Genomic DNA, 17,374 nt, shown 5'->3' with positions numbered 1-17,374 from the left:
CGCGTACCCAATCGGACTGTTGTCTATGCGTACCGTTGCCGCCGAGTCCGAACTGTTCGCGCGGCGGCCTAGGAGGCCAGCAGCTGCGGAACATCCTCGGGCGTGCGGGGCAGCGCATACAGCGCCATCCGGCGATTCGTCATGTCATGCTCGCCGAGGAATACACAGCCGGCGCTTTCGCAGAATCGGCGCGCCGTCCTGTTCCGGTGGTCCGGGTCGAACATCACCCGACGGCACTGCGGCTCGTCGGTGAGCACACTGGCCACCAGGTGTGGGAGCACGAATTGCGCGACGCCCTTGTTGGTGACGGCCGGGTCGGCGATGGCAGCGTGGATGCCCAGATCGTGCGGATCGTACTGGTATCGGGTGGCAATGGAATCCTTTGCGGCCCAATAGATCTCGACGTAGGCATGGTCACGGCCAGCGATGCTGGCGACGAACGGTCGTGAATAACTGCCGTCCAGTTGAGCGAGCAGATAGCGACGCCACCGCGACACCGGCCAGACGTACTCCCAGGCTTCCGCCAGATGGGGCCGGCGCATCCACTCGGAGATCATCTCCGCGTCGGAATACGGATCAGCGAGCCGAAAAGCGTAGGGAGCGGGCACTTCCGGTCGGGAGGGTGGCGGTGGTATGCGCCGGACCTCGTCGGGTATCTCAGTGCGTTCCCGCGGCAGCACCACCTCCAGGTCGCTCACGACGTGACCTGCGAGTTCATCGCCTCCCGAAGGCTCCTCGGCCGCATGTCGGTCCAGTGCTCGTCGACGAATTGCAGGCATTCCGCCCGGCTCGCCTCACCGAATACCCGCCGCCAGCCTGCCGGGACGTCGGCGAAGGTGGGCCACAAACTGTGCTGCTCTTCGTCATTGACGACCACGATGAAGGTGGCGGTCTCGTCATCGAAGGGATTGGTGCTCATAGTTCCTCCTCATTGCGGGGTCGTTGCCGGACAGATCGGCGCCCAGGACACGGTCGGGAGAGCATCCCCAGGCAGCTGAGGTTCGGAAACCCCGGTCCCTGGTTCAGCCCGGCGAGGTTGGGCAAGAACAACTTCGGTGTGACGCCGGTAACGGCGAGGTCATGTCCGATCGATTCACGCAGGCGCTCCCCGGTCATCGGCCCGCTCAGGCCGAGTTCCAGCAGATCGAGGGCGTCCTGGCTGAACAGCGAGGTGAACCACAGCGCGTCGAGGCCGGAGCCGTCGATGACGAGATCGAAACCGTGGACGGTTTCGAAGTTTTCGCTGCCGCGGTTGGTGTTCAGGGTGAGCCGGATCTGATCCTCCCGGCCCACGGCGTGGGCGACGCGGCCACGCAGGTGCCGAATCCGGTCGTCGGCCATCAGCGCGTCCTGCACGTTGGAAGAGAAGACTCCGCGGTCGGTACGGGCGATCGCGTCACGGCGCTCGGCCAAGGTCAGGGCCGTCCACTCGGACGGGTCGGAGAACAGCGAGTTCTCGAAGTACCCTTCACCGCGGGTGAACAGCGTCACCTGCGGTGAGATCACGGTGATCGTCGAAATCGAATGCCGGAAAAGCTCATTGAGCATCGCCGCCGCGGTCTCACCGCCGCCGATCATGGCGACCCGTTCCGCGCTGATCCGCTCGTGGGCGGCGGCGCGGTGCCAGAACTGCGCGATCGACAGCACCCGCGGATTGCCCGGCAGCAGGGTGCGTTCCGGCTGACCGGGGCCGGTGATCATCAGCGCATCGGTCTGCACGGTCCCTTCCGGGGTGTGCAGCGCCCACTGGTCACCGTCGACGGCGATGCGGTCGACCTCGCCGTAGACGACGGTCATGTCGACGCGCTGGGCGACCCAGCGTAGGTACTGACCCCACCGGCGGTGGGTGGGCGCGGGCCGGCCACGATCGATCCATTGCGCGAACTGCCCGGTGGCGATCAGGTACGACTGCCAGCTGTGGCAGGTCATCCGCTCGTCGAGTTCGGCGTTGCGCCGCGGCACCAGCGACGAGCGGTAGGGAAACCCGACATCCTTTTCCGGGCTGGTGCCCAGGTTCTGGGCGCCGTCCGTCCAGCCACCGCTGGCTTGCCAGTTGGCCGCCACGCCGGTCCGCTCGACGGCGACCACCTCGGGCGTGTCGACACCCATGGCACGCAACACCGAAGCCTTGGCTGCCACGGCGACCGCCTTGGCGCCGGCGCCGATTACCCCGAGCCTGGTCATGACACCATCTCCTTGAGTTCTTCAGTCCAGATACTTTGCAGCGCAGCCAAATCGGCCTCGCTGAGAACGTCGGGCAACACCCGCCACTGGGTGAGCAGCACCTGCTGATCACCGGAGCCCAGCAGGGTGGCCAGGATGACCAGCTCGTGACGCACCGCCGTGTCCGGTTCCGGCAACTGCGGCAGCCCGCCCAGCAGTTCGCGGTCGAGCCGCAAGTCGGTACCGGCCTCTCCCACATCGATGCGGCCCAGGTAATTGAGCAGAAGTTGTGGTCCCGGCTTTTCCTTCAGCCGGTACGCGGTGTCGCTGCGCAGATAACGCAGCAACCCGTAGTCGATGTCGCCGCCGGGGACCGAGGCCAGATGTTCGGCCACCAGGTGCGGGTCGGTGGTGGGCACCCGCAGTGGGTAGATGCTGCTCAGCAGCCCGACCGTATCGGAGGTATCGATCGTGTCGTCGACCAGAGAATCTGCGCGGCCGTGAGTTTCCAGCGCCAGCAGCGGCGGTGGCGTCGGCTGGCTGCGGACTCGCCGCCACCGGTTGACCGTCCGCGTCGCGGCGGCGACCAGGACTTCGAACATCGGAACACCCATATTCAACAGCTGCCCGGTGGCCTCGGCGTCGGCCACGGACGCGCGGACCACCAGGTCGCGGGCACGGTCCCGATCGGGGTCGACCCGCCGTGCTCCGAGGTCGGGATCCACGCCGTCCAGCTGGTTCAACCAAAATTGGCAGCTGTCAAGCGTTTCGGCCCGCCGCGTGAGTGCTTCGGTCCACTGCCGGTAGGTGGTGAGCTCCGAAATCGGTGCGGGTGCACGACCCGCGGCCAGCGCGTGCAGGGCGGTGTCGAGCTCGCCCAGGACCACCCGCCACGACGCCGGGTCCATGGCCAGCACGTGGGCGGTGATCAGCAGTACGCTCTGCCCGCTCGACGGTCGCAGCCAGGTGACCGAAAGCAGCACGCCCCGTTCCGGATCGAGGCCCGCCAGGGCCCTTTCGGCGTGTTCATTAACGGCGGACGGCAGGTCACCCGCTACCTCGATCTCGTCGAGGAGATCGGTGGCCGGCGCGGGTACCAATGTCATGCTGGTGCGGTCGAGGCGGGTGCGCAGCACCTCGTGACCGTCGACGATGTTCTTCAGTGCCGCCTTCAGCTGATCGCCGTCGATGCCGGCGGGCAACCTGATCGCCTCGGTCTGCGCCAGCCGCCGCGGCTCGCCGTGTTCGTACAGCCAGTAGGCATTGGGCAGCAGGGGAATCGGTTGACCGCGTTGCTCGTCATGTCGTTCCGGCGCTGCGTCCTCGGCGTCGATCGCGGCGGCGAGCTCGCGAACGTTGACACACTCGAGGATCAACCGTGCGCGTAGTGGAATCCCGCGCCGGCGCGCCGCCTGCACCACCGACAGCGCCAGAATGCTGTCCAGCCCGAGTTGCAGGAAATCCGCGGTGACATCCACCTGCGACTGTTCCAGCAGCTCCGAAAGCAGCTCGGCCAGTTGGTTTTCGGTGGCGGTTTCCGGCGTCGTCGCCACCGCGGTGACGGCGCCGATGCCGTCTAGGGCCGCTTCGTCCAATTTGCCGTTGGCGGTCAACGGGATGCGGTCGACGACGACGATGCGCTGCGGCACCATGTAACGGGGCAACCGCTCCCCGATCGCGGCGCGCAGCTCGCCCGGCGAGGGCCGGGATCCGTTGGCGCCGGCGGCATACGCGGTCAACACGGGCCGGCGCTGCCGCTCACGCACCACCACGTGCGCGTGGCGCACCGCGGGATGTGCCTCCAGCGCCGCGGCGATCTCGCCGGGTTCGACCCGGTAGCCCTGGATCTTCACCTGCGCGTCGGCACGCCCGAGGTATTGCAGCGAATCGTCGGGCAGGCGGCGCACCACATCACCGGTGCGGTACATCCGCTCGCCGGAGACGAACGGGTCTGCGATGAAACGGCTGGACGTCTCCGCTGCCCGGCCCACATAGCCACGCGCGAGTTGTTCACCGCCCAAATACAATTCACCAGGGATCCCACGGGGCACCGGTCGCAGGCCGGAATCGAGCACGTATCCCCGGGTCTCCTGGGTGGGGTCGCCGATCGTCGGCGCGGAGTGCCCGGTGATGTCGGCGACCACCGCCTCCACCGTGGTTTCCGTTGGGCCGTAGCAGTTGAACGCGGCCGTCAGCGCGGCTGGAGTAGTCCGAGCGCACTCGTCTCGGATCGACTGCCACATCGCCGGGCCGATGGCTTCGCCGCCCAGGGCCAGCACGGACAAGGGAGCGGAGGTGAGCAACCCGAAGGCCCGCAGCTGCGTGAACATCGACGGCGTCGTGTCGATCATGTCGATGCGGTGCTCGACGATGGTCTCAACCAGAGCCTCTGCGTCGCGCTGGGTGTGATCGTCCACGATGTGTACGGCGTGACCGTCAAGCAGCGCGACCAGGGGCTGCCACGCCGCGTCGAAGGCGACCGACCAGGAGTGCGCTATCCGCAGCCGACGGCCCAGGCGGGCGGCGGCCGGTTGCAGCACCCGATGGATATGGTCATCGGCGTAGGCCCCCAGTGCCGCATGAGTTCCGATGACGCCCTTGGGTTCTCCGGTGGTACCCGAGGTAAACACCAGATAGGCGGCCTGCTGGGGGTGCACCGCGGCCGGACGGAAGTCCCCTCGTTGCGCTTCGGCGGCCGACACCATGCCCTCGTCGATGACGATCGTCGCGCCCGTCTGGCGCATGGTGGACTCCACCCGCTCCGGCGGGGTGCCGGGCTCCATCGGGACACTGACGCCGCCGGCTTTGAGCACTCCGAGCAACGCAACGACGTAGGCGTGCCCGCGGGCGAGCCGGATCGCCACCGGGGTCTCGGCTCCGACGCCGTGTTCCGTCAGCAGTGCGGCCATCCGGTTGGCTGCGTCGTCCAGTTCGGCGTAGGTCATGGCGCCGCCGGCCCAACTCAGCGCCGTGGCTTGGGGGTTGTTCTCCGCGATCGCGGCGAATCTGGTGTGGAAGCCGCTGGCCTGCGGCGGTTGCGGCAGTTCCGGCGCCGCGTGGGCGCGCAGCGGGCCGGCCTCGTCGTCGAACAGCACGCTGAGCTCGCGCAGCGGCCGCTGCCACTGCGACAGTAGTCGCTCGGCGGTCAAAAGCACTCTGCGGCCGAGTGATTCGCCGGTAGTCTGGCCCAGCGCGCCGTCGAGCACCTCAACCAGCAGCACCAGCTCGTCACCGGCCATGTGGGCGGCCAGCGTGACCGGGAAATGTGTCACGCTCTCGAGTCCGCTCGGCTTGAATATCACACCGCCTGAACGCAATTCGCCATCTGCGCCGAGTCCTGCCGTGGGAAAGTTCTCGTAGACCAGCAGCGTGTCGAACATCTCGCCGACCCCGCCCAGCGCCCGCAGCGTGGCGTGGCTGAGGTAGCCGTGGTCACGCAGCATCGCCGCATCCCGTTGCACGGCAAGGCAATGCGCGCCGGCGCTGGTGTCCGGATCCAATCGGACCCGCAGCGGCACGGTATTGATGAACAACCCGATCATGCTTTCCACGCCGGACAACTCAGCGGGCCGACCGGAGACGGTGACACCGAACACCACATCGCCGCGATCCGTCAGTCGAGACAGCACCACCGCCCACGCCAGCTGCGTCAAGGTGTTGACAGTTATCCCCTGCGAGCGAGCACCCTCGGTCAGCCGCGCGGTCACGTCGCGGCCGGCGCGCAGTTCGGTGCGCCGCGGCAAACCGGCGCGGGGCGCCCCGCCCATCCGACGGTCGGCCATGGCTGCCGAAAGCATTGTCGGGGAGCTTAATCCGTTGAGATACTCCCGCCAGACCTGCTCGCTGGCCGAGCGATCGTGACCGGACAACCACCCGATGTAGTCCCGGTAGGGCCGCGGCTCGTCGGGCAGTGCCTCGGCGTCGCCGCCGGCCCCGTACAGCGCGATCAGCTCGGCCGCGAACACCGGCAGCGACCACCCGTCGATGACGATGTGGTGCGCGGTGATCACCAGGTGCCAGCGCTCGCCGGGCAGTTCGGCGAGCAGGAAGCGGATCGCGGGGGTTCGTTCGAAATCGAACGGCCGTGTCCGCTCTGCCGTTGCGAGGCGCTCGATCTCCGCTTGGGTCGTCCGGACGTGGCGCCTGGGCAGATCGACAGTGGTGGGCACGATCTGCACCGGACGCGGGATGTTCCGGCTCACAAAGCTGGCCCGCAGATTCGGATGCCGCACCAACATCTTTGCGGCGCAGTCCTTGAGCAACTCCGCGTCCAGGGCACCGCTGATCTCGGCGGTCATTCCGATCAGATACGGGTCCTCGGTGGAGAACTCCGTCAGCGTGGTCAGCGAGTACAGCCCCTCCTGCAGCGGGCTGAGCGCCATCACGTCCTCGATGCCCGGCGGCATGCCGGTTCGGGTCGCGGTCACGGGTTGCCGTCTTCCGTGGCCCAGGCTGCGGTCACCGCGGCCAGATCCTGTTCCGACAAGCCTGACGTGCTCATCGGCTCGTGGCGGACATCGGCTTCGGCGTGCGTGCCGTCCTGACCCGAGTCCACCGCCGCCGCAAGCTGTTGAACGGTCGGGTGTTCGAAAACCATCCGCGGGCTCACCGCCAGACCGGCGTCGCGGGCTCGCGCAGCCAGTTGCACCGACAGGATGCTGTCCCCGCCGAGGGTGAAAAAGTCATCACGGCAGCCGATTTCGTCGATCGGTAAGAGACCGACGAAGACATCGGCCAGGGCGCGCTCGGTTTCGGTGCGGGGCGGGTCACTGCGGCCGCGGGTGCTTACCGCCGGCCGCGGCAGGCCGGGCCGGTTCAGCTTGCCCGACTCCGTCTTGGGCATCTCGTCCAGCACGGTGATCGACGACGGCATCATGTATCCCGGTAGCACCGACGCGGCCTCGCCGCGTACCAGGGCGGCGAACTCGGCCTCGTCGGTGACCGGTTCGCGCGGCGCGACGTAGCCGGCCAGGGTCGTACTGCCGTCGACGTCCCAGGTGCGCACCGCCGCAACGGCCACTCCGTCCACGTCCCGCAACGCGGCCTCCACCTCGGCCAGCTCGACGCGGAAGCCCCGCACTTTCACCTGATGGTCGGCGCGCCCGACGAACTCCAGACAACCGTCTTCGGTCCACCGCGCCCGGTCACCGCTGCGGTAGAACCTCGCCCCCGGCTCGGTGGAATACGGGTCGGGGACGAACCGCGACGCCGTCAGGCCGGCCCGCTTCCAATATCCGCGCACCAATTGCTCGCCGGCGTAATACAGTTCGCCAACTACTCCGACCGGTACCGGCTTCAGCGCCTCATCGAGCAGATACACCTGTGAGCCGGGCATTGGAGTGCCCAGCAGCGGCACCGGCGGGGTGAGCGGCCCGCGGACCAGGGCGCCGGACGTTTCGGTGGCGCCGAAGTTGTTCAGCAACTCCGGGCCGTCGGTGCCGCCGTAGTTGGCCAGCAACCGCTGGTGCAGCGATACGGTCATCGGCTCGGCGCCGCACACCAGCCGGTGTAGCGAGCTCAGGGATTCCGGCCAGGCATCCACGATCGTCGACACCAGGCTAGGCACGGCGGTGACCTGCGCGACGGAGTGCGCACGTACCAGCGCGGCCAGCGCCTCGGCGTCGCGATGCTCGGCGTCATCGGCGAGGATGGTGGTCGCGCCGGCGGCCAGACCGCCCAGTGTCTCCATGCAGCCTTCCAGGAACGTCCAGGAGGCTTGCGCCAGGCGAATGTCGTTGCCCGGCACCGGATAGTTCCACAGCTGCCAATTCAGCCGGCTTGTCATCGCCCGGTGGGTACCGAGCACGCCCTTCGGTGTGCCCGTCGATCCGGACGTGAACACCAGGTACATCGGATCCTCGGGATGTGCGGCGGGCAGCCCATCGTCCGATTGGACCGGGCGGTCGAGTGCCCGCTGCAGCGCGGGATCATCGAGCACCAGAAGCGTTGCCCCGGGGCACTCCGGCAGGGTTTGCGCGGCCTCGGCGGTCGCCACTACGACGCGCGGCGAGACGTCGTCGAGCATCAGCTTCTTGCGTGCCGCCGGATATCCGGGATCCAGCGGAAAGAAGCCGGCGCCGGCCTTCATGATGCCGACGAGCGCAACCACCGTGTCGATGCCGCGCCGCGTGGACAGTCCCACCAGTGATCCCGGCCCGACACTGAGATCGCCGAGCAGGCAGGCGAAGTTGTCCGAACGACGATGCAGCGCAGAGTAGTCGATCTCCGCGTCGCCGCAGCGCAGCGCAATGCGGTCGCGCCCCCACTCACGGCTCGGCTCGAGCAGCGCGGCGATCGTGAGCGGGCGGTCGACCCTCGGCTCGGGTCCACGGCTCCATTCGGTGAGCAGGCGTTGCCGCTCGCGGTCATCGAGCAGCGGGACATCGCGCAACCGCCGATCGGCGTCATCGGCGAAGGTGGTGACCACTCGCATCAGCCATCCGGCCAGACGCTCGATGGTGCTGCGATGGTACAGCTCGGTGCGGTAGACGATCTTGCCCTGATAACCCCCGTCGGCGGCGAAGAAGTTGACGCTCAGGTCCGCGGGCGCGATGTCGAATGGCGGCTCCATCGCGGTGAACACCGTGTCCCCATCGGGGCCGGTCTCGATGACCTGTTGCGCGGGCAGGTGGTCGCGCACGTGCACGACCGTCTGGAAGAGCGGGTTCCGGGATAGCGACCTGATCGGGTTGACCGCGTCGACCACCCGCTCGAAGGGCAGGTCCTGGTGGGCGTAGGCGCCCAGTGCGGTGTCGCGAACCCGGCTGAGCACCTCGCGCAGGGACGGGTTGCCGGAAAGGTCGTTGCGCAGCACCAGGATATTGATGAAAAAGCCCACCAGCTGGTCGAGTTCGGGCTCGGTGCGCGATGCGATCGGGGTTCCCAGCGGAATGTCCGCACCGCCACCGGCCTTGTGCAGCACTACCGCGACCGCGGCCTGCAACACCATGAACTCGGTCACGCCGAGCTCGCGGCAGAGTTCGGCCAGCTTGCCCCGGGTGTGCGAGTCGATGCCGAACTCGACGGAGTCGCCGGCGCCGCTGGGCACCGGCGGCCGCGGCAGGTCCGGCCGGAGTCCGGTGTCCTCAGGTATGCCCTCCAGCTGCCGAACCCAGTATTGCTTTTGCGCACAGGCGATTCCGGACCCGTCCTCCGGCTCGGTCAGCAGCCGGCCCTGCCAGGTCGCATAGTCGGCGTATTGAACCGGCAGTGGGGCCCAGGAGGGCTCCTGGCCGGCCTTTCGGGCCCGGTACGCCGTCAGCAGGTCGGCGAACAGGACGCCGCCGGACCAGTGATCGATCGCGATGTGGTGCACTACCAGCGAAACCACATGCTCCTGGTTGGGCGGCCCGGTGTGCAGCACCGCGCCGCGGATCGGCCAGTCACGTTCCAGCTCAGAGCAATAGCCGCGCTCGAGGTCGAGCTGCTCGCGCAACCACCCGTCGCCGTCACCGCTGGCCTGGCGGACCTGCACCTCGCCCGGGGCATTGATCACCTGGTGCGGCACACCCGCCTCTTCGGCGTAGGTGGTGCGCAGGATCTCGTGGCGCGCAATGACATCGCCGAATGCGGACACCAGGGCGCCGACATCACACGGCCCGCTGAGCCGCGCGACGAACGGTATATTGTTGACCTCGCTGGGGCCCTCGATCTGGTAGGCGAACCAGCTTCGCAGCTGCGCCGCCGAGAGCGGCAGCCGCCCTTCCCGCGGCGTCTCGACCAACTCTGGCCTGGTACGGGCAGCGTCGGCCGGTTCCGATTGATCGATCAGTTGTGCCAGCCGCCCAACGGTTTCCGACTCGAAGACGTCCCGGATACCAACGTCGACACCGCATTCGGCGCGGATCGCGGCCACCAGTTTGGTGGCCGCCAGCGAATGTCCGCCCAGGTCGAAGAACGAGTCGTCCAAACCGACCTGGCCGGCACCCAGCAGGTGCGTGAACAGGGCGGCAACCGTTCGCTCGGTGTCCGTGCCGGGCTCCCGAAACTCGGCTTCGGAAGCGATTTCCGGCTGCGGCAGAGCTTTTCGGTCGATCTTGCCGTGTGCGGTGATCGGGATCTCGTCGATCACGACATAGGCGGCGGGGTTCATGTAGTCCGGCAGCGCGGCACCCACCCGGGACCGGATGCGTTCCACGTCGACCGATGTCGTGTCTCCGTCGGCCGGTGTCAGGTAACTCACCAGGCTCTTGCCGAGGTGCGGCAGATCCGCGGCGATGACCACCGTCTGACCGACGCTCGGGTCAACCGAGATTGCCGCTGCAATGTCCCCGAGTTCGATCCGGAATCCGCGGATCTTCACCTGCTCATCCGCGCGCCCGACGAATTCGACGGCACCGTCGGCGTTGCGGCGAGCGAGGTCACCGGAGCGATACAACCGGGCGCCGGGAGTGAACGGGTCGGCGACGAAACGTTCCGCGGTCAAGGCCGAGCGGCGATGGTAACCGTGCGCGAGATGCGTTCCGCCGATGTAGATTTCACCAATCGCGCCGACGGGCACCGGTTGCAGTCCGTCATCGAGCAGGTACACCTGCGTGTTGAGTTTGGGTCGCCCGATCGGCACGATCCGGGTGCCCTGGGTGCCCTCGACCTGGTAGCTGGTGGTGTTGACTACGGTTTCGGTCGGTCCGTAGAAGTTGTAGAGCAGCGCGTCGAAGGTGGCGTGGAACTTGTCGGCGATCTCTCCGGGCAACGGCTCGCCGCCGATCGGAACGCGGCGCAACGTCCGCCATTGGTTGACACCCGGTAGCGACAGGAACAGACCGAGCAGCGACGGCACGAAATGCATCGACGTGATGCCTTCGCGGTAGAGCAGTTCGGTCAGATAGTTGATGTCGCGCAGGCCATCCGGTCGGGGGATCACCAGTCGCGCCCCGCAGACCAGTGGGCAGAAGATCTCGGCGATGGACACGTCGAATCCTGGTGAGGCCACCTGGAGTAGCCGGTCCGTCTCGTCGACCTCGTACTTGCCGCCGAACCAGACGAAGTACTCTGCAATCGGCCGGTGCGGCACCGGGACTCCCTTGGGCAGCCCGGTCGACCCCGAGGTGTAGATGAGGTAGGCGGTGTTTTCCGGTAGCAGCGGACGAATCAACTGGTCTGGTCGGGGGTCGGTGGCCGGGTACCGCGCCAGACCGGTGACCGGTTGACGCAGCGCAAGTTTGGCCTCGGCGTCGTTGAGGATGTAGGAGAGGCGCTCGGGTGGATAGGTCGGGTCGACCGGAAGGTAGACGGCCCCGCATTTGAGGACGCCCAGGGCGGTGATGATGAGTTCGGGCGACTTGTCCAGCAGCACGGCGACCCGGTCTTCGGTGCCGATGCCCTGCTCAATCAGCCAGTGCGCCAGCCGGTTCGCTTCCGCATTGATCTCCCGGTAGCTGTACTGGCGGCCCTCGTACACCACGGCCACGTTGTCGGGCGAGGCGGCGGCACGATCGGCAACCAGCGCCGCAATGGTGCTGGCCGGGATGGAAACCTCTTCGCCGGTGGCGACTTCGCGCATCCAGTCGGCTTCGGCGTCGGTGAGTAATGTCAACCGACGCAGTTCCCGGTCGGGTTCCTGCAGCGCGCTGTCCAGCAGCACGGCGTAGTGCTCGAGCAGTTGGCCGGCCAATGCCGGATCCATTACCTCGACCAGATGCTCGGCCTCGATCCGGCCCTCGGTCGGCTCCACCTTGACGCTCAACGGCAGCCGGCTGGTCTGCCCGTGCAACTCCCCGGGGCTGCATTCAACCCCGGGTGGGCAGAACCCGCCTCCGTCGGATTCGAGTAGCCCGAAGCCAACCCGCGTCAGCGGCTGGCCGGAAATTCCTAACTCATCGAGCAGCGGGTCGAGGTCGACATGTCGATGGGCGAAGGCACCGCTCACCGCGTCGGCGGTGTGGGTCAGTAGTTCGCGGAAGGTCTGCCGCGGTTGCGGATACGCGCGGATCGGCAGCGCGTTGGCGAAGTTTCCGATCGAACTCTCGGTATCGCGATCGCTCGCCGGTGCCGCGATTAACAGGTCGGTGGCGTGGGTGTAGCGGTGCAGCAGCGCCGTGAACGCGGCCAGCATCACGGCGAACGGTGTAGTGCCGGTCTCCTCGGCCAATTTCGCCACGGCGCCGGTGGTATCGGCGCAAAGCAGTTTCGTCACGCGCTGTGCGCGCCAGTCACCTGGCATAGCTGAGCCGTTGGGGCCCGGAAGTTCCAGCGGTTCGGGCAATTCCGTTAGAACTGGACGCCAGTAGTTCAGGTCGTCCTCGGTCTGTCCGCGGACCTGCGCCACCATCGGCATCGCGGCGGCGGCATCCTGCGCCGGCTGCGTGTAGGCCCGCGTCAGGTCGGCGAAGAACGGCGACCAGGATCCGTCGTCCCATGCCTCCGGGTGCGCGGTGATCAGCAGCGCTACCTCGTCCGGACTCAGGCGCACCGCGGTCATTCGCAGGGGCGACTCCGAGTCCAGCTCGAAAGGGCGCCGAAAGTCCCGTTGCGCCAGCACTTTCAGCCGCAGCAGCTGGGCCTGGCCGCTCAGGCCGGACAGGTCGTGCTCGGCCCATCCGGGTCGAAGTTCGTCGTGAATCTCGGGGTGCCGACCGTCGTCGGTCGCCCAATACGTGCTCCGCAGCACCGGGTGGCGGGTAGCCACCGCGTCCAGCGCTTCATGCAACCGCTCGGTGTCGACGAACCCCCTGAGGTGGTAGGACGCACTGACGTTCAGCACAGCTTCTCTTCCGATGGTTTCGGTCACGCGGGGAGTTCACCCTTTCTCTCGGGGGTCAGGGCATCGACCAGGCCACTGCCGGTCATGCCGCCCAACAGCTTTGCCGCGGCGATCGACTGGCCGGTCTTGTGCCGCAACCGGTCACGCAGGTCGAGGGCCAGCATCGAGTCGGCACCGAGGTCGACCAGTGCCGCGTTCATGTCCAACGACGCCGGGTCGTCAATGCTCAGGACGGCCGCGATCTCGGCCCGCACGGTGTCGGCGACGGGCGCATCGGCGTCGACCACGACGTCTGGGGCCGGGTCGGAGTCAGGGCCGCCGAACGGCATCGGTAGGCCCTGCCCTTCGAAGAAGGCCCGCATGCGGCCGAGGTCGGCCGCGGCGATCAGCGGGTCGTTGCGCAGCTTGCCGAGGCTGGCCGCGATAGCCGCATCGGGGTCCATCGCGATCAGGCCCGAGCGTTCGATGCGGGCGATCTCCTCGGCGTCGGCGATCGTGGTGTCCTGCCACAACCCCCACCGCACCGCACTGCAGTCCAGGCCCTCGGCACGCAGCGCGGCGGCCATGCTGTCGAGCATCCGGTTGGAGGCCGCATACGCGGCGTGGCCGTAACCACCCCACACTCCGGATGCCGAGGAGCACAGCAGAATCCGCGCGGTCGAGCGCAGTGGCCAACCTTCGACCACCCGGGTGAACCCGGTGACTTTCGCCGATAACACGTCGGCCACGTCGTTCGCCGCCAGTTGGTCATGCTCGCCGAAAGTCGCGGTGCCGGCCGCGTGGATCAACAGCGAGGCCCCGTCCCCGGCGCACTCGTCCGCCGCCGCCCGCAACGCCCGGCTGTCGGTGATATCGCATGCCGGCGCGTATACCTCCGTGTCGGAATCCCCGGCCAACCGCTCCAACTCCGCGGCGGCAACGCCGCGGCGGCTGAGCAAAGTGATCCGGCGGGCGCCGGCCGCGATGCAGTGGCGGGCATAGTGCAGGCCGATGGTGCCATTGCCGCCGGTGATGACCACGTTGTCCAATGACGCCGTCATTGTCGCCGGCGACGCGGCCACGTGCTCGCATAACGTCCGGACAAACCTGGACTGTTCAGAGCCACTGCGGCGCAGGGCGATTTCGCTCTCCGGGCTGACCAGCTGTTCAAGCCCGCACCCTGCGACGGCAAGGCCGGCGCTGGCGCCCGCCCCGGGCAGATCCAGGTGGGCGAAGGTGACATCGGGAAACTCGAACCCGACGCTGCGATGCATCGCCGCCAGCGCCGCCTGCCCGGGTAGTCCGAGCGGGTCATCCCGGTGCACCCGCTCGCCGCCCATGGTGACCAGCCAGGCGCGCCGGCAGTTCGGACCGATCAGGCTGCGGTAGTCGATGGTGCCGGCGCCGCGTCCCAACTGATCTGCCGCTTCGCCCACCTCTGCCTGCATGATGGCCGGCGCCACGATGACGACCATCTCCGCCTCGTCGCATCCGGTCAGCCGGAAATGATGCTGTAATGCGACAGCATCGATCAACAGTTGCGCCACAGCGTCATTGGCGTCACCGGGTGCCTCGATCGCGAGGCCGCAGGATAGTTGGCCGGTCGCGGCATCGGGGTGGAGCGGACGCGGCTGCCACTCCTCGTTGAACACCCGAGGAATTCCCGCCGGTGACTGCGGCACCGGCTCGGTGGTGGCCCACAGGTGAAGCGCCCGCATTGGTGCGGGCGGAAAGTCCCACAGAGTCGGCGGAACCGACGGGTCCGACGGGTCCGGCCAGCGGAACTGCGTGTCGCGCAGTGCGACCGCGGCGATGTTGGCGGAGAGTCGATCCACGATCGATTCATCCCGGCTACCCGATCCGACGATCAGCGCGTCCGGCGAGTTCCCCAAGTGCGTACAGCAGCGACGGGTGTGCTGACATCTCGATGTACACGTTGACACCGCGGTGGGCGGTGGACGCCACGGCGGCGTCGAAACGTACTGTGTTGCGCAGATTTTCATACCAGTACGTGGTGAAGTCCTCGTCTGGCCCGACGCTCTCGCCGCGCGCGGAGCCCACGAAATCCAGCGCTCCGTGCTGGAAGGACGCCAGCGGCAGGAGATCACAGAACATCGACCGCAGTGGTTCCAGCCTGCTGGTGTGCGCCGGGAAGTCGACCGCCAACTGGCGCGCGAAAATGCCGCGTTGTTCGGCCGCTCGCACGCATGCGTCAACGGCGGCGCGTTCGCCGGACACGACGCTCGACGACGGCGAGTTCGCTACCGAGATCTCCAACCACCCGGGCGTCTCCGCGACGAGCGCTCCGGCCTGATCAGCACCCACCCCGAGTGCCGCCATACCGTACCGGCCCGGCAACCGGCCCACCACGGCCGCCCGCGCGGCGACCACGCCGACCGCGGCGGGCAACGAGATGAGGCCTGCCACATACGCGGCGGCCACCTCGCCCAGGCTGTGCCCCACGGTGATCTCGGGCGCCACCCCGCCTGATCGCCACGTCCGCGCCAAGCTGACCGCGTGGGTGAAGTGCGCGGCCTGGATCTCGGTCTGCGAGAAGTCGCGGGATTGATCGCCGAGTAGATAACGCAGCGGCGAGGGCAGTCCCGCCGCTGCGAAAGCCTCCGCACACCGCCGTGCTTCGACTCGGTAGGCCGGAATGCGTTCATACGCCTCGGCGCCCATCGACGGCCATTCACGGCCTTGACCCGGAAAGACGAACGCGATTCTCGCAGAAGCGTTTTCGGAAGAGCGGGTCACCAAGGGGTGGTCGTCTCCTGCCGCCAGCGCGCGCAGCCCGTTCTCCAGTTCGGCGGAATCGCCGGCGCGGATGAGCGCACGGTGCCGTCGGACACGTCGGGTACGGCGCAGAGTAGCCGCGACCGCGCCGGGGATGTCCGCGTTGTCGCCGACTTGCTTCACAAATCTGAGGATGGCCGCGGCATCTTGAGCGATCAGTTCGTCTTCGTGAGCGCTGAGTAATACCGGGACGCGGCAGTCCGGCATTACTCCGGCCGCCATCAAGCTGCCTCCGGCACGGAGACGATCACGTGCGCGTTGGTGCCGCTGATACCGAACGCGGAAACGGCGCCGTTGCGCCAGCCGCCGGTCGCGGGCCACGGTGTCATGCTGTGCGCCAGGCGCAAACCTCTACTCTTCCAGTCGACTTCGCCACTGGGCTGCTCGGCGTGCAAGGTAGGCGGGATGGCCTGGTGATGCGCCGAGACCAGGAGTTTGGCGAGGCCGAGCGCGCCCGACGCCGCCTGCGCATGTCCGATATTTGACTTCACCGAGCCCAACACCGGGCCGCAACCGGGCGCGGTGTTCCCGTAGACCTCTGCTAGAGAGCTTAATTCGGTCCGATCGCCCAACTTCGTTCCGGTGCCGTGGCCCTCCAGCATTCCCACCTCCTCGGGCCGCAGTCCGGCTTGGCCCAGGGCGCGGCGAAACAGCTTGCTCTGCGCCCCGGCTGACGGCGCGGAGAGTCCTGCGCTTCGGCCGTCTTGATTCACAGCGGTGGCGCTGATCTCGGCGAGGATGCGTCTCCCGTCACGCAGTGCGGCCGACTTGCGTTGCAGCACATACATCGCCGCGCCCTCGGCCCAGACGGTGCCGCTGGCCTGGGCGCTGTACGGTCGGCATCGGCCGTCGTCGGACAGCGCGTGCTGCTTGGAAAACTCGACGAAGAACCCGGGCGAACCCATTACGCAGACGCCGCCTGCCAACGCCATGTCGCAATCGCCGGAGCGCAACGATTGCACCGCAACGTGAAGCGCTGTCAGCGCCGACGAACATGAGGTGTCGACGGTGATGGCCGGCCCGGCCAGGCCGAGTAGGTAGGCAATCCGGCCGGAGATCACCCCGCAGGCTGAGCCGGTGATCAGGTGTCCGCTGTGCCGCGAGAAACTCGCCATATCCGGGCCGTATCCGGTGGAGTAGGCGCCGACATAACAGCCGACGTCGTGACCGGCCAGATCATCCGGGTTGATGCCGCTGCTCTCCAGAGCACGCCACGAGACTCTGAGGGCTACCCGCTGTTGCGGGTCCATCGTCGTCGCCTCGCGCACCGTGATGCCGAAGAACCCGGGGTCGAATGTGGCGGCACCGCAGAGGAATCCGCCCGCATTGTGGATCCTCTTGAAACCATCCCGGGGGCGGAGCAGATCACTGATCGGCCAGCCGCGATCGGCGGGAAGGGGGCACAAACCTTCCCGCTGTTGTGACAACAAGCCCCAATAGCTCTCGGCGCTGTCGACCCCGCCGGGCGCCTCGAGGGCCATCCCGATGATCACCACCGGATCGGTGTCTGTTTGAGAGCCGTCAGACATCGGGAGTCAGACCACGTTCGGTGCTGCTGGCGTGTGACAGCGCCATCGGATTCTCCCTTCGAATGAGCTGAGCGACTGTTTTTCCGCCCATCAGCTGCAGCTATTCAGGTTTGGCCGGCACCACACCGGCCGGGGCCGCCAAGTCACGACGGCGATCCACGCTGGCCGCCGTCCGGCCCGGAAAACCGCTGCGCGATGCGCGCTT

Annotated in this window: 7 protein-coding genes and 1 pseudogene; all 8 read right to left on the bottom strand. The window is 67.6% G+C overall.

Translation table 11 applies throughout. The features are described 5' to 3' along the window. Positions 1–68: 68 nt before the first annotated feature. The 8 genes and pseudogenes from C0J29_RS00785 to C0J29_RS00755 all read right to left on the bottom strand — a co-directional run bounded on the left by C0J29_RS00785 (position 69) and on the right by C0J29_RS00755 (position 17,169). Entirely contained in the window at positions 69–698 is a 630-nt protein-coding gene (locus tag C0J29_RS00785; protein WP_120791228.1) for a GNAT family N-acetyltransferase, read from the bottom strand. After that, positions 695–919: an MbtH family protein gene (locus C0J29_RS00780; RefSeq protein ID WP_120791227.1), complete on the bottom strand. Its 225-nt coding sequence runs from the start codon at positions 917–919 to the stop codon at positions 695–697. Before C0J29_RS00780 ends, C0J29_RS00785 begins: the two co-directional genes overlap by 4 nt. After that, positions 897–2,184: pseudogene (mbtG, locus tag C0J29_RS00775) on the bottom strand (NADPH-dependent L-lysine N(6)-monooxygenase MbtG). The gene C0J29_RS00780 and the pseudogene mbtG overlap by 23 nt, the downstream one beginning before the upstream one ends. Further along, positions 2,181–6,590: a non-ribosomal peptide synthetase gene (locus tag C0J29_RS00770; protein WP_120791226.1), complete on the bottom strand. Its 4,410-nt coding sequence runs from the start codon at positions 6,588–6,590 to the stop codon at positions 2,181–2,183. The pseudogene mbtG and the gene C0J29_RS00770 overlap by 4 nt, the downstream one beginning before the upstream one ends. Then, complete coding sequence (locus C0J29_RS00765; protein WP_120791225.1) at positions 6,587–12,892, bottom strand: non-ribosomal peptide synthetase; 6,306 nt, start codon at positions 12,890–12,892, stop codon at positions 6,587–6,589. The genes C0J29_RS00770 and C0J29_RS00765 overlap by 4 nt, the downstream gene beginning before the upstream one ends. Further along, positions 12,889–14,736 (bottom strand): SDR family NAD(P)-dependent oxidoreductase, encoded by a 1,848-nt coding sequence (locus C0J29_RS33460; protein ID WP_242460588.1) that lies wholly within the window; start codon positions 14,734–14,736, stop codon positions 12,889–12,891. The genes C0J29_RS00765 and C0J29_RS33460 overlap by 4 nt, the downstream gene beginning before the upstream one ends. After that, positions 14,696–15,862, bottom strand: a complete 1,167-nt coding sequence (locus C0J29_RS33455) for an acyltransferase domain-containing protein (protein ID WP_244218049.1) — start codon at positions 15,860–15,862, stop codon at positions 14,696–14,698. The genes C0J29_RS33460 and C0J29_RS33455 overlap by 41 nt, the downstream gene beginning before the upstream one ends. Further along, a complete protein-coding gene (locus C0J29_RS00755) occupies positions 15,862–17,169 on the bottom strand; it encodes a beta-ketoacyl [acyl carrier protein] synthase domain-containing protein (RefSeq protein ID WP_120791224.1) in 1,308 nt (435 codons plus the stop codon). Before C0J29_RS00755 ends, C0J29_RS33455 begins: the two co-directional genes overlap by 1 nt. Positions 17,170–17,374: the final 205 nt, after the last annotated feature.

Source organism: Mycobacterium paragordonae, from assembly GCF_003614435.1.
GTDB lineage: Bacteria > Actinomycetota > Actinomycetes > Mycobacteriales > Mycobacteriaceae > Mycobacterium > Mycobacterium paragordonae.
Note: the sequence above shows the minus strand (reverse complement) of the source record. Positions and strands in the feature narration are given on the sequence as shown.

What these genes read in the sequence shown, in the direction of transcription:
- C0J29_RS00780 (WP_120791227.1), bottom strand. Translation starts at nt 919, where the DNA reads ATGAGCACCAATCCCTTCGATGACGAGACCGCCACCTTCATCGTGGTC.
- C0J29_RS33455 (WP_244218049.1), bottom strand. Translation starts at nt 15,862, where the DNA reads ATGGCGGCCGGAGTAATGCCGGACTGCCGCGTCCCGGTATTACTCAGC.
- C0J29_RS00755 (WP_120791224.1), bottom strand. Translation starts at nt 17,169, where the DNA reads ATGTCTGACGGCTCTCAAACAGACACCGATCCGGTGGTGATCATCGGG.